General features: G+C 55.1%; 12 protein-coding genes. 2 read left to right on the top strand and 10 right to left on the bottom strand.

Features of this window, described 5'->3' with window-relative positions; translation table 11 throughout:
• Positions 1-340 (top strand): RNA-guided endonuclease TnpB family protein (locus tag DBY66_RS15565; RefSeq protein WP_146745187.1); only part of this gene is annotated, 340 nt, incomplete at its 5' end.
• A 387-nt stretch (positions 341-727) separates the two neighbouring features.
• Here the strand turns inward: DBY66_RS15565 and DBY66_RS15560 are convergent.
• The 6 genes from DBY66_RS15560 to DBY66_RS15535 are packed head-to-tail and all read right to left on the bottom strand — an operon-like array spanning position 728 to position 8210.
• Positions 728-1969: a M20/M25/M40 family metallo-hydrolase gene (locus DBY66_RS15560; protein ID WP_108570183.1), complete on the bottom strand. Its 1242-nt coding sequence runs from the start codon at positions 1967-1969 to the stop codon at positions 728-730.
• A 10-nt stretch (positions 1970-1979) separates the two neighbouring features.
• Positions 1980-3617, bottom strand: a complete 1638-nt coding sequence (locus tag DBY66_RS15555) for an ABC transporter ATP-binding protein (RefSeq protein WP_108570184.1) — start codon at positions 3615-3617, stop codon at positions 1980-1982.
• Positions 3614-4444, bottom strand: a complete 831-nt coding sequence (locus DBY66_RS15550; protein ID WP_071669467.1) for an ABC transporter permease — start codon at positions 4442-4444, stop codon at positions 3614-3616. The genes DBY66_RS15555 and DBY66_RS15550 overlap by 4 nt, the downstream gene beginning before the upstream one ends.
• Positions 4437-5384, bottom strand: coding sequence for an ABC transporter permease (locus DBY66_RS15545; protein WP_108570185.1), 948 nt, complete (start codon positions 5382-5384; stop codon positions 4437-4439). Before DBY66_RS15545 ends, DBY66_RS15550 begins: the two co-directional genes overlap by 8 nt.
• A 9-nt stretch (positions 5385-5393) precedes the next feature.
• Positions 5394-6992 carry an ABC transporter substrate-binding protein gene (locus tag DBY66_RS15540; protein WP_108570186.1) on the bottom strand — a complete coding sequence of 533 codons (1599 nt, stop codon included), beginning with the start codon at positions 6990-6992 and terminating at the stop codon, positions 5394-5396.
• An 18-nt stretch (positions 6993-7010) separates the two neighbouring features.
• Complete coding sequence (locus DBY66_RS15535) at positions 7011-8210, bottom strand: M20 family metallopeptidase (RefSeq protein ID WP_108570210.1); 1200 nt, start codon at positions 8208-8210, stop codon at positions 7011-7013.
• A gap of 160 nt (positions 8211-8370) precedes the next feature.
• Between DBY66_RS15535 and DBY66_RS15530 the strand changes: the two genes are divergently transcribed.
• A complete protein-coding gene (locus tag DBY66_RS15530; protein WP_108570187.1) occupies positions 8371-9141 on the top strand; it encodes a GntR family transcriptional regulator in 771 nt (256 codons plus the stop codon).
• Between the two features lie 160 nt (positions 9142-9301).
• Here DBY66_RS15530 and DBY66_RS18045 read toward each other — a convergent pair whose 3' ends face one another.
• From DBY66_RS18045 to DBY66_RS15510, 4 genes are all read right to left on the bottom strand, one after another.
• The gene (locus DBY66_RS18045; RefSeq protein WP_233499593.1) at positions 9302-10435 is read right to left on the bottom strand and encodes a hypothetical protein; all 1134 of its coding nucleotides are present in this window, start codon (positions 10433-10435) and stop codon (positions 9302-9304) included.
• Between the two features lie 624 nt (positions 10436-11059).
• On the bottom strand, positions 11060-11425 hold the full coding sequence (locus DBY66_RS15520) for a hypothetical protein (protein ID WP_108570188.1): 366 nt from the start codon (positions 11423-11425) through the stop codon (positions 11060-11062).
• Positions 11422-23109 carry a hemagglutinin repeat-containing protein gene (locus DBY66_RS15515; protein ID WP_108570189.1) on the bottom strand — a complete coding sequence of 3896 codons (11688 nt, stop codon included), beginning with the start codon at positions 23107-23109 and terminating at the stop codon, positions 11422-11424. The genes DBY66_RS15520 and DBY66_RS15515 overlap by 4 nt, the downstream gene beginning before the upstream one ends.
• A 12-nt stretch (positions 23110-23121) precedes the next feature.
• A complete protein-coding gene (locus tag DBY66_RS15510) occupies positions 23122-24783 on the bottom strand; it encodes a ShlB/FhaC/HecB family hemolysin secretion/activation protein (RefSeq protein WP_223811814.1) in 1662 nt (553 codons plus the stop codon).
• Between the last annotated feature and the right edge of the window lie 252 nt (positions 24784-25035).

Below are 25035 nucleotides of genomic sequence, written 5' to 3'. Positions count from 1 at the left end.
TGTTTGCGTCGAATCCCTGAAAGTGAAGAACATGATCCGCAACCCTAAACTGTCCAAAGCGATAGCGGATGCGGGCTGGAGTGAGTTTGTTCGCCAGCTACAGTACAAAGGCGAATGGGCCGGACGTTCTGTTGTCGCGATTGACCAGTTTTTCCCGTCAACGAAGCGTTGCAGCAGTTGCGGCTACACGCTGCCGAAACTTGCGCTTAACGTCCGTGCATGGCGCTGCCCTGAATGCAGCACCGACCACGACAGGGATATAAACGCCGCAAAGAATATCAAAGCTGCCGGGCTGGCAGTGTTAGCCCACGGAGCGACTGTAAACCCTAAAGCCGCGTAATGCGGCTCAGGTAGGTTGCGTTGAAGTGGGAATCCTCGCCCTTTAGGGCGGGGAGCAGTCAACGCAGATGATACTGCCGGTCCGCCATATTGGGCTCTCAGTAATCAGCCTCCGTTAATCGGGATTCAGCCCGCCATAACGGCTTGTTCATCGTCTGATTCAGAGCCGCATTACTGTATATCTGTATTTAACCAGTTCCCTGCACCAGATATCCACTATAGACAGTAAAGACGCTTTTTGGGGTCCGCTGAAGAGATAATTTGCCGCGCCGATTTGCCGTTTGTTGTTGTTTTATCAGCGTTTTTGGCAATCAGCCCATAAAACCCTGAAGGCTCACTAACGCCCCTCTTCCATCTACAGTGGTCAGTCGCGCAGCTTCCTGCGCAGTCATACATCCCGCTTCACTGGCTGTTCATCCTGCTGGCAGATATCCAGAATGGCGAGCAGATAGATGCGTACCATATCAAGATATTCGCTTATCTCGACGCGCTCGTCAGGCATGGTGTTGTACTTTCCGCCGGGTCCGCAGACGATACCTTCCATGCCCGCATGCTGATAAAAGTGTGCTGCATCGGTACCATAAAAGGCTGGCGGTGTGATCGCCCCGGTGGGCTGATCGGTGCCGCGCACGGTTTTCCAGGCGCGGTTTACCGCCTGCACAATCGGTGACGCCGGTGAGACTTCAAAAGGCAGCATGGTGGGCTTGTCGCGGATACCGTCATCAAACAGCTCCGCTTTCAGGCCTGGATACTGCTGACAGAGCCTGTCGAGCAGCGCCTGAAGATTGGCCAGCACGCCTTCAACGGTCTGGCCGGGTGCAAAACGCGCCGATCCTTTCAGACGGACAAAATCAGCAACCTGCGGCGGACGCCACTCCTCCAGCCCTCGCCCCAGCGCACCGTGCACTGTACCGATATGGCCGCGATTAATTTTCCGATGTTCGTCGCTTTTAGCGCCGCTGAAAATCATGCCGTTGATTTGCGGAATCAGTTCAACTGCGGCGCTGATAGCATCGACCGCCTCTTCCCGTTTTGAAAGGTGACGCGTATTACCGGTTAGCTCGATGGTAAACATCAGCGAACCGGCATGCATGGTTAACGCCTGTAAATCAGTGGGTTCAGCATTGATAAAGTAGTCAGCGCGCACGCCCTGCTCTATGGCTGCCAGCGTTCCTATCCCGCCCTGCAACTCGCCCACAACATACGTGAGGATCACATCTCCTTTGAGCTTTACGCCGGCATCAATGAGCGTCTTCAGCGCGCAGAAATAGGCGGCATCGCCTGCTTTCATATTGGAAACACCGATACCGTAAATGAACCGATCGTCAATTTTGCCGGCCCAGGGATCGACGGTCCAGCCTTCGGTAACCGGGTTGGTGTCAAGATGCCCGTTAAACAGCAGGCTGTGACCGCCGCCGCTGCCTGCCAGACGCCCAATCGCATTAAGACGATCGCCCGTCACCTTCTGCAGCTCTGTTTCCAGCCCGAGCTGCGACATCTGTTCAGCCATAAAGCTTGCCAGCGCGCGTTCGCCGTCGGTGGCACTGTAGCTTTTGTGCTGCACCATTTTGGCCAGGAAAGAGAGACAAAACGCGCGATCGATATGATGGATTAACTGTTCAGGATTCATGTGCTTCTCATTAAGCGACGGACGGAGACAAATCGGGAATATGCACAGCGTCAAGGAGCGCACGCGTATAAGGGTGTTGCGCCAGTGACGACATATTCCCGCCGGGCAAAACATCGACCAGAGCGCCGCGATACATCACCGCCACGCGGTGGGCAATCTGACGGATCAGGTTGAGATCGTGGGTAATAAACAGATAGGCCGTGCCATAGCGACGGCGTAGCGTCAGCAGCAACTCAATGATGGTGGCCTGCACTGATACGTCGAGCGCTGCGGTGATCTCATCGCAAATCACCAGGTCCGGGGGATTGGCAAAGGCGCGTGCAATGGCCACGCGCTGTTTCTGTCCGCCCGAAAGCGCATGGGGATAGCGAGTGGCAAACTCTGCCGGCAGACGCACCTCTTCAAGCAAACGTGCTACCGCCTGCGCTTCCGTTTCGCCAGGCGGCAAACCGTACAGACGAAGCGGACGCGCAACTATCTCACCGATGGTCATACGGGGGTTGAGTGAGGCATCAGGATGCTGAAATATCATCTGTACGCGGCGGCGATACGCTTTGTCCATCTGCGCAGGGCCCTGCATTCCCGAACCACAGAAATTTAACTCGCCGTGAAACGGCACAAGTCCGGTAATGGCTCTGCCCAGAGAAGATTTTCCGGAACCCGATTCGCCGACCACACCCAGAATTTCCCCCTGATGCACGGTCAGCGACACCGCATTTGCGGCGCGGGTGGTATTGGCCTCGCGCTTCAGCAGGCGATCGATAAAGCCGTGGTGGCCATAATGGATGGTGAGGTTATTCAGCGTCAGCAGCGGCTGCGTGCCCGCAGCATCCGCGATCAGCCGGTGCTGTGGATTCGGCACCGCCGCGATAAGCCGGCGGGTATAACTGTGCTGCGGTGCGGTGAAGAGCGTTTGTGTCTCTGCCTGCTCGACGATACGGCCTTTTTCCAGTACGCAGACGCGGTCGGCCACTTTTGTTACCAGTGCCAGATCGTGCGAGATATAGAGCGATGCCACGCCCGTCTCCTCGCGCAGGCGTTCATAGAGATCGAGAATTTGTGCGGAACTGATCACATCCAGGGCCGTGGTTGGCTCATCAAAAATCATACAGGCTGGCTGACAGGCAAACGCGGTGGCAATCAGGATACGCTGTTTTTCCCCACCCGAAACCTGATGCGGGTAGCGTCGCATCATACGTGCCGGGTGTTTGAGTTCTACATCATGCAGCAGGGATTCAGCCAGCTCCTGCGCTTCACGGGCGCTCAGCCTGCGGTGGCGCCGGAGCACTTCTGTGACCTGCTCGCCCAGTGTTAACGTCGGATTAAGCGATGCGCCCGGATCCTGAAAGATCATGCCGAGCTTCGCCCCACGCAGCGCCATCAGTGCCGGCGCCGCTAAATTCAGAAGGCTGTCACCATTAAGGCGGATATCCCCGCTTTTCTCCTGCGCGTTGTTCGCCAGCCAGCGCATGATTGCCCAGCCAAGGGTGGTTTTCCCGGAGCCGGATTCCCCTACCAGCCCCAGCACTTCACCGGGCATCACCTGTAAATTGATATCACGCAGTACGGGCAGCGCCTGCCCGTTTGTGAGCCGGTAATCGAGGCTGTAATTTTCTACCGACAGCACCGGTGCAGTTTGTACAATCATCCGTGGCTCCGTGGGTTGAGAACATCACGCAGGCCGTCGCCCAGTAAGTTAAAGCCAATGGCCACCAGTGCAATTGCCAGGCCTGGAATCAGCATCATCCACGGCGCGCTGAAGAAGTAGGTTCGCGCTTCTGACACCATTAAGCCCCACTCCGGTTCAGGCGGTTGGGCGCCTAAACCGAGAAAACTCAGGGTGGCAAACAGCATGATGGCAAATGCCACGCGGATGGTGGCCTCAACAATGATCGGTGCCAGAATATTTGGCAGCATCTCGCGCAGGATGATGTAGTGGGCTGCTTCGCCGCGGGCGATAGCCGCATTAATGTAGTCCTGCTGACGCGCAGCCAGCGCCACGCTGCGTGAAATGCGCACCATACCGGGTACAAAGGCGATGGTAATAGCGAGCACCGCATTCATGCTGCTCTGCCCCAGCGTGCTGACAATCAGCAGCGCGAACAGCAGACTCGGGATAGCCATAACGGCATCCATGGTACGCATCATAAATTCGTCTGTTTTGCCGCCCAGATAGGCACTTGCCGTACCCAGCACCGAGCCAATTACCATAGCGAGTGCGGTCGCCAGCAGAGAGAGCAAAATCGTAGAGCGCGCGCCCACCAGCACCCGGCTAAAGATATCGCGCCCCATCTGATCGGTGCCAAACCAGTGTTCTGCACCTGGCGGCTTGTAGCGTGTCAGGATTGAGATGGACTCGGGATCAAAGGGCGCTACGTGCGCGCCGCCGGCCACCATAAGTAATGCCAGCAGGATGATGAGAACGCCCGCTGCGCCCTGCGGTGAACGGAGTAAACGTTTTAAAATGTCAGGCATAGGAAATCCGCTTATCCAGAATGACGTAGGCCAGATCGGCAAGAAAGTTAACCACCGAATAGGTTGTGGCAAGGATCATGACGCCAGCCTGAATCACCGGCAGGTCACGCGCCTGTACTGCGACGATCAGCTCACGACCGATGCCGGGGATGGCAAAAATCTCCTCCACGACCACAATACCGCCCAGCAGGTAGCCCACATCCAGCGCCACAATGGTAATGGTGGGCAACAGACCGTTGCGCAGCGCGTGACGCCAGAGGATACGCCGGCGCGACAGTCCTTTAAGCCAGGCGGCCCGGATGTAATCGGTATGCAGCACGTCCACCATTTCTGAACGCACCATGCGCGAGACGTGCGCCACCAGAATCAGGGCCACGGTGACAGCGGGCAGGATCAGGTGCTGTATCCCGCTTACAAAATCCTCGCTGAGCGGCACATAACCCGTCGCGGGCAGAACCTGCCAGACGTCGGCAAACAGCAGTAGCACCAGCGTCGCCGTAACAAATTCGGGAAAAGAGATACCCGCATAGGAAATGACGCTTACCAGAACATCGGCGGTTTTTCCGCGTCGCACGGCCGCCCAGATGCCGAGCGGAATAGCAACGATCAGCATGAGTATCAGCGCGCAGGCCGCCAGCAGCAGCGATCGCGAAAGCGCCGTCAGCAGTGAGGGAGCCACCTCCAGCCCGTTGCGCATGGAGACACCAAAATTACCCTGCAGCGCCTGCGTCAGCCAGTGCCAGTATTGCAGCCATGCCGGGGCATCCAGCCCCAGGCGCTCACGTACTGCCGCCAGCGCTTCCGGCGTCGCATTCTGCCCCAGCAAGGTAACAGCCGCGTCAGCCGGCAGCAGCTGTGTAATACCGAAAACCAGCAACGACACCACCAGCAGGGTGTAGATCATCAGCAGAAGGCGTTTAAGCAGATAGCTTGCGGTCACGATCTCTCCTTAAACGCTGCGTACGGGCGCTTTGCCGGTGAGCCAGACATGATCCAGACGGAACACCGCGCCGCGAGGATGCAGGTGATAGCCCGCCACATAGTCGCGACCTGCGGCCAGCAGGTCGAAGAAGGTGGGGATTACTGAAGGCACGTCGTCATGCATAAGCTGCTGTGCTTTGGCATATAGCGTGCTGCGCTGAGCCTCATCGCGGGTTTCCCTCGCAGCTTTGATCGCGCCATCAAAGTCAGCGTTATTCCAGCGGGTTTCATTCCATGCGGCAGTTGAGGTATAGAGCAGCGAAAACACGGCATCCGGGGTGGGCTGCATATTGTAGAAACCCACGTAGAAGTTGCCCTTTTTCCACACCTGATCGAGATAGGTGCTGTGCGCCATGGTTTGCACCTTAATGCGAAAGCCGCCAGGCCTCGCCATTTCACGCAGCGCGATGCCCAGCTGGGTTCGCGTCGCAGGTTTATCTGAGGCAACCAGGGTTAAATCGAGGCCGTCGGGATAACCTGCCTCTGCCAGCAGGGCTTTGGCTTTACTGTAATCCACGGCCTTACGGGCCAAATCAGCGTACCAGGGGTAAGCGGCATTAATGGGGGTATCATTGCCGGGTGAACCCAGTCCGTCAGCGACAAAATCCACGGAGGCCTGGCGATCCACACACAGCGCCAGCGCCTGACGCACGCGCGCATCGTTAAAGGGTTTCTGATCGCAGCCCATGTTCACGTTTAAAAACTGGCCTGACTCTACCCGCAATGGCAGTACGCCGGATGATCGGGAAAGGCGGGCAAATTCGCTTGATTGAGCGCTCAGCATCAGATCGGTATCGCCGGAGATCAACGCGGAGCTCTCTGCAATGCCATCGGGATAGACCACCACTTCAACGCCGTCGAGATAGGGGCGCGCCGGGTCGTAATAGTGCGGGTTACGCTTCACCACAATTTTGCGTTCAGGATCGTATGACACCAGCTGGAACGGACCCGCGCCCAGTGAACGCTTACTAAGTTTGTCTATCTGGCCCTGAGCAATACTGGCGGGAATGATTTTGGCGTCCGGATAGGCCAGCATGACCGGCAGATCGGCGTAAGGCGTATCGGTTTCAATCAGTACGGTGCTGTCGTCTTTCGCACTGACCGACCTGATGGGGCCAATATTATGCAGCGCAGGCGACGCGTTCTTTGGGTCGAGCAGCGCCTGCAGGCTGGCGACTACGTCAGCGGAGGTGAGCGGAGTGCCATCGCTGAACTTCAAATCGGGGCGCAGCGTAAACGTCCACTGCGTGAGATCGGCGCTGGCCTGCCATGACTGCGCCAAATCCGCCTCCGCTTTCATCTCCTGCGTCAGGCGCGTCAGCCCGCTGTAAAGCAGCTCGGCCACCAGATATTCCGGATTGACGCGTACCTGATGCGGGTTGATCACGCTAATCGCCTGGTCAACACTGATGCGCAGCACGCCCCCCTTGCGAGGTGAGCCGCCGGGTGTGGCGCTCGTCACCGGCGCGGCGCTGGCAGAGAAAGATCCGGACAGCGCAGCTGCACCCGTCAGAACCGCAGAACCGGCGATGAACTGCCGGCGGTTTACTGCTTTCATTGCGCACATTTTCTCTTCCTCGCTGGTTTAAATACCCTGGGTTGGCTGAAAATCACTGGCGAGATACGCCAGAATGGACTGCGAAAGTGCGATGATATCTGCCATCGTTGTAAACTCGTCGGTGGCATGAATACGGTTGTCGGGGCGGGCTAAGCCACCCAGTAAAATCTCCTGAATACCTGCACGCTGCACCCAACCCATATCTGAGCTGGTGGATGATCCCCACGGTTTAAAAGCGTTATCAGGAAAGCCAAACCCCTGGCTCAGCGCAGCCTGCCAGCGTGGCCAGTGCGGTCCATAAGGATCGGCTACCGGTGCCAGATGCCCAATCAGCTGCACGGAGACATCCAGCGCGCGGCTCTCCGCCATTGCCTGACTGATGCATAATGTGAGCTCTTGCCAGACCTCATCAAACGCCTCTTCAGGCGCATACCGGCGGTTAATAAGCAGTTCAAAACGTTCGGGGATTGTGGAGCCTTTGCTGCCGCCGTGTACCGCGGCGAGCGTCAGCAGTGACGTAAGAGGTTTTCCCTGATAATGCGGTGGCGGCGGCATGGCAGACGTGCGCTGCTCAACCTGCCCTTTCAGTTGATACAGCGCGTTCATCAGGGGAAGTGCTGTTTCAATGGCATTGATGCCCGCGACTGGATCGCCGGAGTGCGCGGATCGCCCGCTCACAATCACTTTGAGGTCAACGCTGCCAAAGCATCCGGCCCAGATGCGCGGTACCGCACCGCCGTTGAAGCTCAGCAGATGTCCGGAAAAAAGCTGTTGCTCTGCCAGATAGCGAATACCCGGATAGAGACCGCCCTCTTCGTCGGTGCACAGTAGAAATACCGGATTAAAGCGCAGCGGCAGGCCGCAGGCCTGTGCTGAGCGGATGGCGGCAATCGCTGCCACGATCGTGCCTTTCATATCGGCTGCCCCGCGACCGTAGAGCCTGCCTTCTGCCACGGTCAGCGCCAGCGGCGGAAAGCGCCAGCCATCACCTGCAGGTACGGTATCGGTATGAAAATAGAGATTGCAGTTTTCAGCTGCCCCGCAGTTGAGCGTCGCCAGCAGATTTACACGCTCACCCTGTGCACTGCCGTCAGGGACCTGCCAGAGCGCTTCCGGAACAGACACGCGCTGAAAAGCAAACTGCATCGGTGCCAGCATCTGCGTCATCAGGTCTGCAAACGCCGCGTAACCGCTGCCCGGCGGAAAACAGGTATCCACGGCGAGCATGCGCTGAAGATCCTCGGTGATACGTAAGGTATCCTGGCTAATGACGTCTAACGCATTGTTAAAACGATTATTTTTATCCACCGGGCGATTACCTGTTGTATTACTATATAGTTTATAGATAATGCAATTTATCAACACGGGTCAACCGGTAATCGCAGCTATGCAAAAAAACTATGACGCAGGTAACACCGTGCCGTTTACACGGCTGAATGCAGGCGAAGGTGCCCCGCTGCATGACGTGATCAAGCGTCACATCAGTGAGTCCATCCTGCAGGGAGAGCTGCCAGCCGGCACGATTCTGCCAAGCGAAAGCAGCCTGGCGGCCAGATTTGGTGTGTCGGTGGGCACAATGCGCAAAGCGTTAAGCGCGCTTACCACGGAGGGGATGCTGATGCGCCGGCGAAAAACCGGTACGGTGGTCACGGGCTGGGCCCCGCTGCATAACCTGAGTCACTTCTTCCAGTATTTTCGTCTGCACGATAAAACAGGGGGATTGCTGCTGTCTGAAACCCTGCTGCTGGATTATCAGGAAAGTTTGGCAACAACCGGGGAAGCCGAAAAGCTTCAAATTGCAGCGGGTGACAAGGTTTATCGTTTAAAGCGCCTGCGGCGGGTCAACGGTATTGCGGCGATGCATGAGACGCTCATTCTGTCAGCCAGTCGCCTGCCAGCATTTCCCGCCGCAGAACAGCTGCCTCCTCTGCTCTACCGGTATCTGTTTGAGCAGTTCGACATTCGTCTGGCCGCGGTACGCGAGCAGATCACGGCATCTCTGGCTAATGAAGAGGATGCCACCCTGCTTGAGCTGACGCTCCCGCAGGCCGTTATGGTGATAGATGAAGTCTCCTTCGATCAGAGCGCCATCCCCGTGATTCTGGCGCACCATCGCTACAGCACTGAGCACTTTATGTACGTAAATGAGATAAGATAGCGGTGAAGAGAGCCAGACGATTCAGTGTCCTTATGCTTAGCTGCAGAGGCTCTGCCGCTTGGATCGCCACGGGTTTATAGGATATAGCCTCGGCTTGATTGTCAGTTCTGGTTTGCTCTGACAAATGCCTGTCAGTCAGCAGGCATTATACTGAAGATATTTATGACTTTTCAGATAATCTCACTACTCCACCCTGAGGGAATGGCTGACATCGGGTGGAAACGTCTTTAAGCTTTAATGCCATACGTTTATCATACTCACGGTCCCATGGAACAAATCGCAGCATATTTCGGTAGTGCTGTTGTACAGAATCCGGACATAAGAGCTTAGCGTTATTGAGTGAATATACTAGCATGCCCTTTACGCTATAGCTTTTACCTGAAACCATGACGCTGGTCTGCCAAACTTTACTCCCAAAATGAGATGACGGAATTTTACTCTCGTCAATTTGATAATACCTGCTTTTCCAGTCTGACACCCCTCCAAAAGACAACGTTTTATCCACCAGCATGGGGAAGAATGACGGCACGAATGTACTGATAAGCATGGGCCATAGTAAGATCATCGCAGCAGATATTCGGATAAACCATACGTTATCAAGTTCTTTCTCTTCTAAATTAGCATAGATGACACCTGGCAAAATAAGAAGGATACCTAACCCAGTGGCCAGTACGGCAAGCTTAAGCATCACAGCCAGACTGTCTCCTGCTGTTTTTTTGTCTACCCAACTAATAATGGTACCGAAAGAGAATGAAAAACTCAGGGCCACAATGAACAGAATGAAAACAGGGCACCCTCCAAGCAGGATAAAATAGGTCTTTCGACGAAGCTTTATAGGCTGATAGCCCTGTGCGTTTCTGACAGGTTGAATCATAAAAAAATAATTTACTAAAAAAACCAGGGTTACCCACGCTATAAATGCTGCCCAAGCTATCAATGACCCGAACGCAGGGTAAAAGGTGGAAAGGTAAGCCCAGCCAAAAAAGAAAAGTACAATCAGTGGAATTGAAGACAGTGTTGTTACCGTAATTTTAATTTTCACTTCTCGATAATTATGTATCGTTGGTGATTTTTTTGGTATGAAAAGAGCAAAAAGTATTGAAGAAGAAAAGAAAATTATCGAAAATCCTGCCGTGGTCAGGATCATAAAAATAAAGACAAAGTTAAATATACCAGCTACCGTCAGGTTTTCAGTAAAGAGAGATACATTGTCAAAATATCCAAGATAAGTTCTTAAAATGATGATGGCTAGCAAAGGTGGCATCAGGCTGAGAAACCAGGAAAATTTATTCATTACGACTCCTTAGTTATGAATCCAAAGGCTGTTTGCAATCGATCTGAAAATGGACTCTTTAATTAATCTTCGTAGAATAAATAAAGCGCACATTACTTTTCTAAAACTTCTGCATGTGAGATACTTTAGACCTTTTTCCGATGATTTTTAATTTCAGTAGGATTGTTATCTGGTTCAGCATCTAATGACAATGCCAGAGAGCAATTATTTAATTTAAAATCTACTGACCATGCCGTTTCCTTACTATATTTTTTTGTCAAATGATAGTGTTCATGTCGTCCTTCAGGCATTAACAGGCTGTTATAGCTCCTGTAATAAATAAGGCTTCAAGTATGTTATCCTACAGCTATTATGCTGATAGTTCAGCGAGAGAGTGTTATCTTCCGCGTGTGCATCAACTGCCAGTTTCGCTTGAATTTTGTGCGCCTATAGAGGTCCGAGCGAGACAATTTGTCTCCGATAGTAAATTATCCCCTGGTAAAGTCGCACTGGTTTTAATTGCCATTTAATTAAGCTTGGATCTTAAAAAACTGCCGTTTACCTTCTGAGTTACTCCCATATCTCTCAATATTTTTAAATGGCAACCCAATGATTGAGTGCCATTTAATGGCTATCATTTCCGTATTACTTAACAGGATAATTATAGTGCGAAGGTATTTCGTAATCTTCAGGGATATCCGGCCAGTCAGAGGACTTCAGCAAAGCATCAGCATCTTCTTTAAATGCATCAAAAAAGCTTGATAAATTCATTGAGTGCACCCGGATATAAACCAGCGCTACTTGCATTGCAATCTTATCATCATTCACTCGGGCCTTTTCCAGAAACGCCTTAGCATTCCCAAGCAACTCAAGGCCGCGATGAAATGAGGCACATTGTTGCGCACTATAATCTATCAAAAGATCGTTTTCATTTATTGGCTGATTTGGCATCGCCTCAAGCAACTGAAGGTAAATGTCTTTTAATTCGTCAAAGTTAATTTCTTTCGTCATTTGGGTAATTTCCGCCCTTCAGCAGCAGCTGCTTTTGTTTTAATCGGATTAACGGAGCCATCTAAGTTCAAAACAACTCTAAAGTTACCCTTACTGTCAAACACTTCAAGATGATTTTTATGGCTGGCATCAAGATAAAATTGATCGCCTTTGCGAACTTCATCACTGAGGTTGCCAGAGGCTTTATAGACAGATTGCCCTTGATAAATTTTGCTGGTTTTCTGTGAACCATCTTTTACCAGGCTACCAAAGCCTTGTTGCCTAAAGAATTCGCCCATATTCCCTACAGCACCTTTGTTCGGTTCATAACCGCCTGCCAGATACGCTAGCTCTTCTTTATTTTGTTCAGCAATCGGTGTGGCCGTTGTATTAACACTGGTGTCCGGTGCACCACTCACGCTACCAGTGTGACTGCTGCTGTTCTGATCCCGTTGGTCAGGTGACGTCAGAGACGTTCCGCTATTCATATCCTGAACTGGATTAACGAGCTTACCACCCGCTGGATCCTGTTCCGGCACAGGCAATACCGTAATCAGCCCTTTCTGTTGCTGTAGTTCATCATAGGCTTTACGTTCAGCGGACGACAGTTTTTCTACCAACGCCGGATCGGCGGACATAGCCGCCAGCATGACGTTTGTTTTCTCAGTGAATGAGAGTTGCTCAACGGCTGAGGTTGCAGCAGAGGCCCCAATAAGCGCTCCCAGACCGCTCTCGATCAACTGGTTACGGCATGCCGTAAGCTTTAAGCAGCCCTCAACCGCAAGTTGACCGCCGCGCGCAATCACTGCCAGAGAATTATTCTCTACTGCATTTTTACCTGCCATCGTGCCGGCGCCAGAACCCATTAACGAATCTGACGCGATGCCACCAGCAAATCCTCCTGCCAGCTGGCTCAGGGTGCTGATGGTCTGCTTCTGGCTCTCAGTCAGTTCGCCAGGCCGCGTATCCGGATACATGACCTTGATGATTGCCTGCGCAGTGAGTTCTCCGCCTGCCGCGCCGGCAGCTGCGCCAGTACTGTCCCCGCCTCCCATTCTGGCAAGTACACCGGCTGCCACAGCGTGCGCCATAGTATTGGCCAGCAGATCGATATGCTCCTTACCGTCTGCATCATAAGTTGTGGTGGCCTTTTTAATCTGATTTGCGATAAAAGGTGCCATGGCGCCGCTGGCAGCCGCTCCCGGATTATTGGCGCTGAGTCCTCCCAATGCGCTGGCTACCGCCGTCGCCACCATAGAGTAAGTGCCGCCTGTGCTCCACTTATCTGCGACCGCCTTATACCCCGGGTCATGCTCTATCAGCGTGTTCATTTCATCCGATGATTTGCCGGCATAGTCAGGGTGCTCCTTCAGCAGGCGCGCTTTGGTTTCTTCAGCTGCCGCGTCCAGTTTGTAGGCTTTAACGTCGCCGACTACTTTACCGGCCAGCTCCTGTACGCCCTGCGCAAAGGCCAGCTGATTACCGACTTTCTCTTTATCAAAGATCTTATCAATGTGACCGTTGGCATTGTCCGTATCGTGGCTCAGCCCGCTGACATCCTGTATCTGCTGTGCTTTATCACGTATGACCAGCGTCCCGTCTGCAACAGCAGATCGCGTGGTACCGGAAGCGCTGCCGCTCATATTCACCAGAGTCGGGAGAAGAGAGGGTTTAGTCCCGTCATTGCCGCCACTGATCCCTACAGAGGTGCTGCTGGCGTGATATTCCGCGTGGTTCTCAATGTTGTCCCAGCCCAGCGTACCTGTGGAAAGCCTGTTGTCTGCCGCATCTGCAGTCGAGGCAATCACCGCGCCGTTGAGCTGCGTATGATGGCCGGCAAAAATGTCATAGCCACCGTTACCGGCAAACAGCCCGCTCTGATCGCCGACGCTGGCGTACTCGCTGTTGACCTTAGTCTGGCTCAGGCTTAGCCCGAATGAGCCATTCATAGTGCCAAAGGTGAAACTGAAGCCGCCGCTGGCGCTCTGCTGCTTACTCTGGTAGTTATCCGTATCTTGCAGGCTGGAGAGGGTGAGATTATTCCCCGCGTTCACGCTGATGCTATTGCCCAGTGCCTGGGCACCAGAGAGCAGCGTGTCATTACCGCTGCTCAGCGTCAGGTTTTCTTTGGCGTTGACGCGACTGTTGACGTATGTGGTGCTGCTGCCGTTCTCCGCGCCGCTGGCCATATAGCCGCTGGCCTGTACGCCAATACCGGTTTTTTGTCCGATGGCCACGTGCACTCCGGCGCTCCAGCCGGAGGCGTTGTTACTGCTCTTCTGTTCGGTATTGTTACTGGCTGCGACCAGATTAAGGTCATGCGCGGCAGCGAGCGTAACGTTTCCGCCGGTGATATTGCTGCCAGCCAGAGTCAGGTCGCCGCTGGTGCCTTTGGCGCCCGTGGCCACGACCGCTACGTTGCCACCGCCGTTAAGCGAGCTGCCGCTCACCACATTTGTGTTGTATTCAGATGAGGATTTGCTCTTGCTGGCGCCTACGTTAAGCGCAATCTTAATGCCGGCTTCGCGTACGTTGCCGTTAGCCAGCGCGGTCGCGGATTGCGTGGCGCCTTTCGACATTGCCCAACCGCTTTCCAGCATCTTCACGGCATTAAGCGCTTTCAGACGATTGTCTCCCGCCTCACCAGCAGCTTTGGCCTGCGAACCGAGGCTGAGCAGCGCGTCGGTAATGGGACTGGTGAGCTGCAGCGTCAATCCGCTCTGCTTCTGCTCAAAACTCTGACGGCGGGTAAGCGTATCGTTGCCCGGATCGATGGTCACGGACCCACCAGCCAGACTGATATCCTGCTTCGCAATCACATCTGAACCCGCCACGCGCGCATTCTGCCCCGCCACCATTGTAACGTTGCCGCCGGTGCTGCCGATGGTGCTGGCGCTCTGGCTTTCGGTTGTTCCGTTTTGTTTCAGCTCCTGTTTTGATGATGCGCTGCCGAAGGTCACGCCAATACCGCCGCCGCTGAACATGCCGCTTTTTTTGGTCTCGCTCAGGCGATAGCGTGTCTGGGTATCGGTGGCGGCAGTAATGTTGAGATCGTTACCTGCCTTCAGCCCGACGTCACTTTCACCCACAACCGATGAGCCCTTCACCAGCAGGTCATTGCCGGCAATAATTGAAACGCGATCGCCACTCAGGCTGGAGGCTTTTTCTGCCGTAGCGCTCTCTTCACTGAGCGTATGCGTGGTTTTTTTGCTGAAGTGCTTTTTCCGGGTTTTGGTCTCTTCCCGGTAGGCGTAATCACTTTCAGTTACCGTAGTGATATTGACGTCATGTCCGGCCTGCAATGCCAGATCTTTGTTGGCTGTGAGCGTCGAGGCCTGGCTGGTAATGTCATTCCCTGCCAGCAGCGTGGTGCTGCCACCGCTGACGATTTCGCTACCCTGCTGGCGTACCGTTTCGTTGACGATCGTTTTCCTGCTGCCGCGTTCGCTGTTACCCGATCTGAACTCTTCAGCGTTTAAGTTAATATCGCGGCCCGCTTTCAGTCCGATATCATCTTCTGCCACCAGCGCAGCAGCCTGGCTGGTGATGTCCTGTCCGGCTACCAGCGTCAGTTTTCCGCCGCTGGAAACGGTCGTGCGTTCGGCACCAGAGCGATGACTTTCTGTATTACGGCTATAATCATGGGTGCCAGACTGCTGAGATGATAGAGCCAGATCATTACCTGCCGTCAGCGACATATCCTTACCTGAATTAAGCTGGCCTGACACAACGGAAAGGTTTTTGCCGGCATTAATCGTTAATGCCGAACCAGCAGATAGCGTGCTGCCCACCGCGGCGGTGGTGGCGTTGTCACGATAACGATTAGTAAAGCTGCTGTTAACCGTATTCGCGCCGAGCCAGACATCGTTCACCGCCTGAATCTTCAGGTCATCGTTAGCTTTCAGCAGAGAGGCCGTGTTGAGAACGCTGTCTCCGGCTACAAGAGAGAGATTACCTGTTGAGATAATGGCAGCCTGATTTCCCTGCTCTGTCAGAGCGTAGCGGCTCCAGATTGAATTATTATTGATGCTGGCAGTGCTGGTCAGGTTAACAATATTGCCACTGACGCTTTCAAGCGCCACCTGCCTGCCACTGATCGTCGAACCGATGTTATTAATATTCCCTAAGGCACTCAGATTTACGCCCTCGCCCGCCTTAATTAAGCTGCTGTTAATGTTATCAATCTGCGCCTGGCTGGTTAATGCGACATTCTGCTTCGCGCTGATGGTGCTGCCGTTATTGCGGATATTATCTGCCGTCAGCGCAACATTATTGCCAGCAATCACGCTGCCGTTGGCCACGGTGGCGTCATCAGGTGACAAATAAAGTTTTGGCACCATCACTGTCTGTCCATTGATGGTCGCTTGTTCCCACCACAATATACTGTGGTCAAGTGCAGCAATCTGGTCAGCATTCAGTGATACACCGAACGCTAATCCCAGCGATTGCTGCGCTTTCGCTGCGTTATCCATCAGCCAGGACATCTGTTGCAGATCGGAACCCATGCCGTTGATATAACGATTCCCGGTCTGGCTCAGGAGCGCATTGCTGACATAACGGGTATCAAATGCCGCATCACCAAGGAAGCGATAATCCTGCTCCGGTTTGAGCTGCAACCGATCCAGCAGATAGGAAGATCCCAGAAATTGACGGGTATCGGTATAGATACCGCGCGTCTCAGCCGGCGCGGCTGAAGGCTGGCGATGAAGCAGGGTATTGAGATCGCTAAACAGGCTCTGATCGAGAGCCCCTAAGCCATTGAGCTTCGGGTTGACGGTGATTAAATAGGGGCTGGCAGGATCCTGCGAGACCGTAAAATAGCCATTCTGTGTTAACGGAATCGGCCAGGCGCTGATATCAACTTTTTGCCCCTTGGGCAATCTTCCGGGCTGCGGTATAAATGCACCCTCAGCGCTTTGCACCAGAGCAATTTTTTGACCACCTGTTTGCAGCGCTACCGTTTTATCAGTAATGATGTTTAGCCCCCTGGTCGTCGTATCGGGCGACACCAGCGATCCTGCACCATTAACGGTTTGCACCGCACGGAATACCTCATCAACCCACTCAGGGCTACCCACAGTAAAGGCTGAAGCTTGCTCAAGTCCAAGGCGTTGCGAACCGTTGCCGATCCCGGCGTTAGCCAGACCGGCTATCGCAGGTGCAGCAAGCGTTGGCGTAATGGTGCCACGAACATCATTCGATTCGCTGTTGTTAACGATAGCGGCAAAATTCGCGCTGACATTACCATTCGCCTGAATAACGCCGCGAATAGACGTGCTGCCTTCTGTGCGATAATTTTCTGTGGCAACGTAAGTCACACTTTTTTTAAGCATGACGCCAGTATTGTAGTCATGAAAATAGATGGCATCGCCTTTATAAATTAAATCATCTAAATTATCCCGGAGATATTGCGAGCTGCCACCGCTTTCAAGTACCGGCTTATATTTATTGTAAGCATCTGAAGGAGTGTAGGTTCTCCAGACAGATTGCGTGCCTGACAGATAAGATTGGTTATTTAATGTTTGACCCGTAAGCGAGAGGTTCCCGCCAGCAAGAATATAACTGCCGAGGTTATCTAAAGTGGTGGCCTGGCCATTTAAATTATGGCCAGCCGCTATTCTTCCTGCTTGCCCACTGACCTGCGTGCTGGATGTGGTCCGGGCGACCAGTGCCTCATGACTTTTCGATAAGTCAGTGGGAATCGGGGTGACATCGAAAATTCTAAAATTAGGTCCCGGCGGAATCGGGTGATCCGTAAAATAATATTTTAATTCTCCTGGCTGAAATGCATCCAGAGGGATTTCCACAGTGCCCGGCGTTTCAGACGCATAACTATTTGCCACATTCTCCGTTGTCACTGGCCCCACCGAGATGGATTCCCATTGATTCAGCAGGTGCGCGGTCTGCAGGGTAATATCCCCCTGCTGCGACTCTATATTGCCCGATGTATTGATTATCTCGCTATTCGCATTCCCCGCCGCGTCGCGCTGCATCCACAGGTTGTTACCCGCGAGGATATCGCCGCGCTGGTTTTGAATGCGGTCAGCGTACAGATAGAGATTCTGACCAGCATACAGCAGGGCTGTGTTTACAATGCTGCCCGGTGAGGAGAGGGTAAGGCTGCCACGCGTACCGGTAAAGCCGCTGAGCGCCACATCGCTGCGGCTATTCAGCGCGATATTTCCCCCGCCCTGTAACGTGCCTGCGCTGTTCATCGTTATACGCTGACCGCTCAGGCTACTGTCGCCACTTCCGGTGGTGAGCTGGCCGTTATTAATCAAATCGCCGTCCGCGCTCAGCGTCAGCGCCTGCCCCTGCAACGTGCCCTGATTGTCGATCGCACCCTTGCTGCTGATGGTAAGGCGGTTTCCTGCGGCCAGGGTATTGTGTGCGGTAAAACTGTTAATTAGTTTCAGCGTGGCGTCTCCAAGCGCCACCACTTGTCCCAGCTGATCAAATCCCGTGCTTTCAAGCAGCAGGCTGCCGCCGCTGAACAGTTTACCCGCCGCCTGCTGCGTGACCTGTGCAGCGTTGATATTCAGTTGATTTGTACCCAGCAGCGTGCCGCTGTTCGTGAGCTGCGCGTAATTTACCGTCAGGTTTGCGCCCTGTGCGCTGCCCTGGTTCTGCAGGCTGGAGCCGGTGAGAATCGCCTGCTGATCTGCCATCAGCGTGCCGCTGTTGCTGGCACTGGCCGCATTGAGCATCAGCTGCGATGCCTGCAGCCAGCCGCTGTTGACCAGCTGTGGTACATTCAGCGTGAGATCTGCCGAAGAGAGTAGTTTGCCGCTGTTACTGGCCAGGCCGCTGGTGGTAATACGGCTGGTGGCTCCCTGAATCACACCATAGTTATAGAGTTCGGGCGCGGTCAGCGTCAGGCTGTTCTGGCTCAGGAATGTGCCGCTGGCGTTATTGATAAGGCGTCCACTGGCGTTGAGCTGCAGGCTGCTGTCGCCCTGTATGTGGCCGCTGTTCGTGATGCTGCCGCTGCTGAGCAGCAGATCCCTGCCCTGCATCCGGCCTGCGTTATCTACGGTAGCAGCATGCACATCCAGCGTACCCCCGCTCAGCAATGCCGCCCCTGGCTGCTGCGTCAGTACGCCCGACAACGTTGTCGTCACTCCTTCAGCGCCTGAGATCTCGCCGCTGTTGTTAAGCGCGGCACCCTGCAGCGTAAGGTAACGGGCAATCCACTGCCCCTGGCTGGTGAAACTCCGCGCATTGAGCGCGGCGCTGCCGCTGGCAGTAATTTTGCTGCCGGCAGTGGACGTGAGGGTATCTCTCAGATTCAGCTGCATGTCGCCGGCGCTCTGAATAGCGCCGCTATTAGTGAGGCTGGTGGCATCCAGCAGGATCTGCTGCCCCTGCCAGGTGCCGTTATTCGTCACGGTGTCGCCACTGATATGCAGCGCACCCTGCGTCAGAAGCTGGCCGCCTGCACTGTTAATCAGCGCGCGTGCGGGCTGCGCCTGTGCCATAAACAAACGCAGCCCGCTGGCGGGAGCCGGTCCGAGCGTCAGCGACCGCAGGCCAATCAGGCTGCCCTGGTTGGTGACGCTGGCGGGATAGATGGCGAGCGTATCGCCCTGTACCGTACCGCTGTTACTCAGCGCACCGCCGCGGAGCGTGACAGCTTTTTCTGCCAGCAGCCTGCCGCTGTTATTCAGGTTCTGTGCGTCAATCTGCGCTGCACCCTGAGACAGCAGATCGCCCTGATTATTCAGATCTCCGCTGACCGATGCCGTGAGGTCACTGCTGCTGAGCAGCGATCCCTGATGCTGCCAGCTTCCTGCGCTGACATGCGTGCTTTTACCCTGCAGCGTACCGGAAGTCTCCAGCGTGCCCGCACTCAGCAGCAGGTCTCCCCCGCTCAAAGCCTGACCGCCTGCGGACTGTTGCAGATGGTCAGTCGCCTGCGCATCCAGCGCCGTCGTACCCTGCCACAGTCCCTGATTGTTCAGCGCATCACCGCGAAGCGTGAGGCTGTCTGCCATCACCTTTCCGCTGTTCGTCAGGCTACCGGCTGTCACGCTGGCGTGTCCACCGGAGAGCAGGCTGCCGCTATTGTCCAGCAGCGTATCTGTGGTGCCGCTGAGGGAAGCGATGCCGTTGATCGTGCCCCGGGTGGAGAGTGAGGTGAAGTGATAGCCGAGGTGTTGACCCTGCCACACGCCTGCATTGCTGGCCGCCCCGCCCCTGAGGGAGAACGCATCACCGCTGATAAGCTGCCCATGGAGAAGGTTATCAAACTGGCTAAACTCTGCGGTCAGCAGCGAATCACCCTGCAACAGACCCTGGTTCTGCAGCTTTACCCCTGTGGTTTTTACCTGCTGTGCGGCGATAGTGCCTGCGTTATTCAGGGTGTTAGCCTGAATAACTGCCTGTTGCTGTGCCAGCAGTAGCCCATCCGCATCGTTATCAAGTGAACCATCCAGCATTGCGCTCAGATTTGTAGCTGTAATGCGGCCTTTATTAGTGACGCGCTGCCCGGTCAGACTCAGATCACCCGCCACCTGCAGCAGGCCGGCATTGGTGAGTGTCACTGGCGCAAATGAGAGGGAATCACCGGTGATCAATTTACCCGTAGCGGTATTGGTGACGTTCGCGCTGCTGAGCGAGAGCGCGCTGTTACCCTGAAGCAGGCCTGAGTTAGTCAGCTGTGGCGAGGTGATGTCCAGGCGGTCTGCTGCCAGCGTACCGCCGTTACTGAGTTCGCTGCTAAGCAGGTTTAGCGCCTGTTCGCTTATCAGCGTACCGCTGTTATCCAGCACGCCATTCACGCTGGCGCTAAGCTGGCTGGCTGCCCGGCTGCTGCCAGCGTTTTGCCAGTTTTCCAGTTTCAGGTCGAGCTGGTCCGCCTGAATACTGCCCTGATTGTTCAGCGCTGAGCCCCGGATGTCTGCTTTGCCTGCCGTCAGCAGCTGTCCGTTTTCCTGATTGACGAGCGTAGCGCCCTGTAATGCGAGGGCATCGGTACCCTGTATCAGCCCGCCGTTGACCAGATCGCCCTTCAGCGTTAGCGCCTGTGCAAGCAGCCAGCCGCTGTTGTCGGCGTTTCCCGTAATCTCAATGTGCTGCTGGCCCACTATTTTACCGCTGTTAGCGAGCGTGCTGGCAGCAATCGTTGCGTCGCCTTCACTCAGCGCACTACCGCTGTTCTGCCAGTCGCCTGCCCTCAGGTCAAGCTGCTGACCCTGCATCTGCCCGCGATTATCCAGCCGGTCCTGCTTCAGCGTCAGCTGCCCCCCACTCAGCACCGTGCCGCTGTTCGTCAGCTGCTCTCCTGTTGCCTGCAGCGTCTCTTTACCCTGCAGCAGGCCGCTGTTCCCGGCGGTGGTACTGCTGATATCAAGCTGACTGGCGGCTATCTGTCCGGCGTTGAAAAGCGTGCCACTGTTTAGCTGCATGGCGTTATCCGCCAGCAGCACTCCTCCCTGCTGATTACTGACGCTACCGTTGTCTGCGGTAAGGCTGGCAGCGCTGATTTCTCCGGCGTTGATAAGGCTGCCGCCGCTCAGTGTCAGGGCCGCACCGCTGGAGATCAGCCCGGCGTTATTCAGCTCCGGCAGATCGAGCCCGAAGCTGTTATCTGAGCTGACGATGCCCTTTGCCTGATTTGTGAGGCGCTGACCGCTGAAGCGGAGCGCCGTTGTCCCCTGAAGCAGGCCATTATTAATGGTTTCGCCGCTGTTTACGTCCAGTGCCTGCTGACCGAAAATAGTGCCGGTATTGGTCAGGCTGCCGGTCGTTAAGGTGCCTTCCGCCAGGCTCAGCGCTTTCCCGCTGTTCAGCCAGCGATCTGCATTAACATTAAGCCGCTGGCCCTGAAGTGAACCGGCGTTGCTGAGCGCAGCGGTATCCAGCATCAGCTGGTCTTCACTGAGCACGCTCCCGCTGTTGGTAAACTGCTGGCTCTCTGTCTGCAGCATCTCTTTGGCCTGCAGCGTACCGCTGTTATTAATGGCGTCGCTGCTGAGGGTAAGGCGAAGAGCCGCTAATTTCCCGCTGTTGGTCAATTCCTGGTTATTCAGCTGCAGCGTTTGTCCGGCAAGTAGCGAGCCATCCGCGTTATTCAGGATTGTATTATTCAGCGCAGTAAGATTCCCGGCGTTGATCTCACCTGAGTTTGTCAGGCGCTGACCGCTCAGCGTCAGCGTGGTGCCACTGCTGATCAGCCCGCTGTTGTTCAGCGTCGGAAGATTCAGTGAAAAGGCGTTATCAGAGCTCAGGGTGCCGCCGTTGAGATTGTTCAGGCTGTCGCCGCTGAAGCTTAATGCACCGGTTCCCTGCAGCAGCCCGCTGTTTTCAGTCTGCGCGCTGCTGATATTCAGTGCCGGTGCAGAGAGCACGCCCTGGTTAAGAAGTCTGTCGCTCACCGCTATCAGGCTGCGGGTCGCGGCGACGCTTGCCTCCTTGTGATTCTGTAAGCTATCCGCTTTTACCTTAATAGCACTTGCGGCCAGCGCGCCGCTGTTGTCCAGCTGCCGGGTATCAGCGGTAAGGCTGTCAGCCGCGGTAAACTGACCGCTGTTACTGATTTGGTTCTGAGCCTGAAGCTGAATGTTACGAGCGGCGTTGGCGCGGGTAGATTGATTCGCTGTCAGAGTAGATCCCTTCAGCCGGATATCGCCGCCCGCCGTCAGGGTGGTGCCGTTGCTGGTCAGGTGACCTTTAGCGGTTACGGCGATACCGGCGTCGCTGACAAGAGTACCCTGCCCCAGCGTGGCATCCTGCTGTGCACTGACGGTGATTTGCCCGGTGGCTTTGTTATCACCATTGAGCGCAACCGATGCGCCACTGGCCGTCAGGGCGCCGCTGCTCAGGCTGTTACTGAGCGTCAGCTTACCGTTTGTATCCAGCCTGATATCACCCTGCTTCGCAGCCAGATTGCCGAGGTTGATCCCCACGCCTTTCTCGCCCGACACCAGATGAATACGATTGGCATACATGCCGCCGAGCGCGCCGGTATCGACCGCGACCGACGGTGCGGGACCCTCTCCGGCTATCGGAGTGACGGAGCCGTCTGCGCCAACGCGGTTGGCCCCCACGGTGACGGAGAGATCCTTTGCGTAGATCCCGGCGTTGATTTCGGTCGCGCGCGCGACGATCGCTACCGCGTCGGCGCTGCTGCCGTCCAGCCCTTTGCCCTCAACGATGACCGATCCTTTCGTCACCTCCAGCGCGGAGAGCTTGCCGCTGACATCAAGTTGCGGCTTGCCGGTGGTAAGCGTAACGTTCGGCGTGTTGATAAAGCCGCAGCCGTTACAGGTGATGCCGTACGGGTTAGCCACCATGACGTTGGCAGCCTTACCCGCGACTTCGGTATAGCCCCGCAGCTGCGAGCGGCTGGCGCCCGTGACCTCATTGATAATCGCCTGCGCTTCATGGCCCGCTTTCAGATGAGGGTTATTCTGGATCAGCCCGCCAAGCTGCGTCCGGTTGAGCTGGCCGGTGGCGTTGTTGAGGATCACGCCTTCCTGGCCAACGTTGTACTGCTGATACTGATTGTGCGAGATACCGGCGCCGTTTGGTGTGGCAATGTTGACAACCGGCACACCGTTACCTGCTTTGTCCATCTGCGTGCCTGGCGTCACCGGGGTGATTTGCGCGGCTACAGCCGGCAGCACGGGTTGCATGGCCACCAGAGAGCAGATGAGATAGCTCAGTACACGACGGGCGAGGGAAACGGGTTGGCGATCGTCCATAATCTTAGCCTCTTAGAAAACCAGCCCGACGCGGGCGTAAATGCTGACGCGATCCGGCTGCAGATGGCCGGGATAGCTGAGCGGAATGCCCAGGGTGTACTGGGTATAGAAAAAACGGTTGCGGGTGCTGATACCCGCCGCGCTGCCCCACAGCGTGCCGGTGAACTCGCGGTTCTGCGCATCGCTCTTCAGCCAGCCGCCGTCGATTGCCGCCAGCGCGCTGACTTCGCCAATGACCGGCAGCGTGAACAGGTTGTAGTTCAGTTCGTTACGCAGATACCCCCCGGTGTCGCCGGAGAGATACTGCTCCTTAAAGCCGCGCACCGAACTTTCACCGCCGAGCGTCAGGCGCTCGCTGGCGTATAGCCGGTCAGGCGACCACTGACTGTAAACGCTGCTCAGCCACCACAGGCGGTTCGTTAGCGGACGCTGAAAGCTGCCGCTGAGGCTCCACTTGCGAAATTGCGCTTTCGGCAGGTCGCCGGTTTTGCCCGCATCACTTTCAGCGTCAAACCACGACATGCCGCGACTGAACGACGGGTTAAGCGTGGCCACGCCGCCAAAGATTTTCTGCGTATGATCCAGACCCGCCTGCAGGCTGGTGATTTTCCGGCTGCTGCCGGTGAGCAGCGTGTTATTGAGGAAGTTGTGGCTGCTGTAGTGGTTCAGTCCAAACCGGACGCCGGTTTTGATCTCGCCGTTGCGGAAAAGTACCCAGGAGCCGTTCAGGCGGTGTGCGACGTTGTCACCGTTGCTCAGCCAGGTGAAATCATTGTTGATGAAGCTGCTGTGATAGCTGCTCCAGCTGTAGCTATAGTCAAGCAGGCCATAGCCGTACGGTACGCTGAAGCCTGTCTGCAGACTCTGCGCATCGCGCCACTGGCTGAAGGCGCTGCTGCGCGCGCCGCTGATAAACCAGCGATCGGCGAGACCCAGCAGGTTATTGCCGGTAAGCGAGGCGTTTATCTGACCGGTACCGGTGCTTTTCTGTCCGCTGTTGTCAAAACCCAGCGAGGTACTGAGTGGAAATTCCGGCTTAGCCGTGAGGTTCACCACCGAATAACCTGCTTCAGGAGAGGGCTGAATTTCGATCTGCACCGGCATTGCGCGCACGCGGTTGATCTGCTCCATGCCCTGCTCAATATCGCGCAGATTGAGTATCTTTCCTTTCAGGCCGGGAAAAGCCATTAACAGCGCACGTGGGTGCTCACCGTCCAGGCGTATATCGTCGAGCTTCCCTTCCAGCACCGGAATAACCAGCTCACCGGAAGATAAATCCTGCTCAGTTAAAAACGCTCTGCTGGTAATATAACCGCGCTGCATATACCAGTCAGAAATTGAGTGGACCAGAGAATTAATATTGGTTAAGTTCAGGCAGCGATGGATATAGGGGGCGGTGATATTCTGCTGCTGGCTCTGCGATAATAAAGACGCGTTACGGATAACGATATGATGAACAGGGAAGCACGGACCGGATGTGCCTGACTCCCCGGCTGGGGCGGCCAGAGGCGACACCGCGTTCCACAGCGCATCGCGCTGATGCTGATCCTGCTGTAAACGTTGCTGCTGCTGATTCTGGATATAATCACGGTCGCCCGGATTCAACGGTGCCGCTGCTGCTGAAGCAGTTAATAAGCTGACGCTCAGCGCCAGTACCATCCCTGTATGTGCCATTATAAAGACTTAAGTTAAAGTGATTGTCTGTTTCCTGTCAGTTTGCCTGCACAGAATATCACCTTAACAATCAGAAAGTTCCTGATGGCGCTATAAAACGAGAATGCAATCGTAATATTACTTAAAGCATCGTTCCGGTCTGGCCTAACTCAAATATAAAGAGAGATATTTGCGAGTGCGGATGCAATCGGGAGTGTTTTCCAGATATATCGTCTTTTTCTCATTAGCGTTTGCACTGTGATTAAACGTAAA

It is taken from the genome of Pantoea sp. RIT413, from assembly GCF_003057675.2.
Taxonomy (GTDB): domain Bacteria; phylum Pseudomonadota; class Gammaproteobacteria; order Enterobacterales; family Enterobacteriaceae; genus Pantoea; species Pantoea eucrina.
This window is presented reverse-complemented; position numbering and strand designations above follow the sequence as displayed.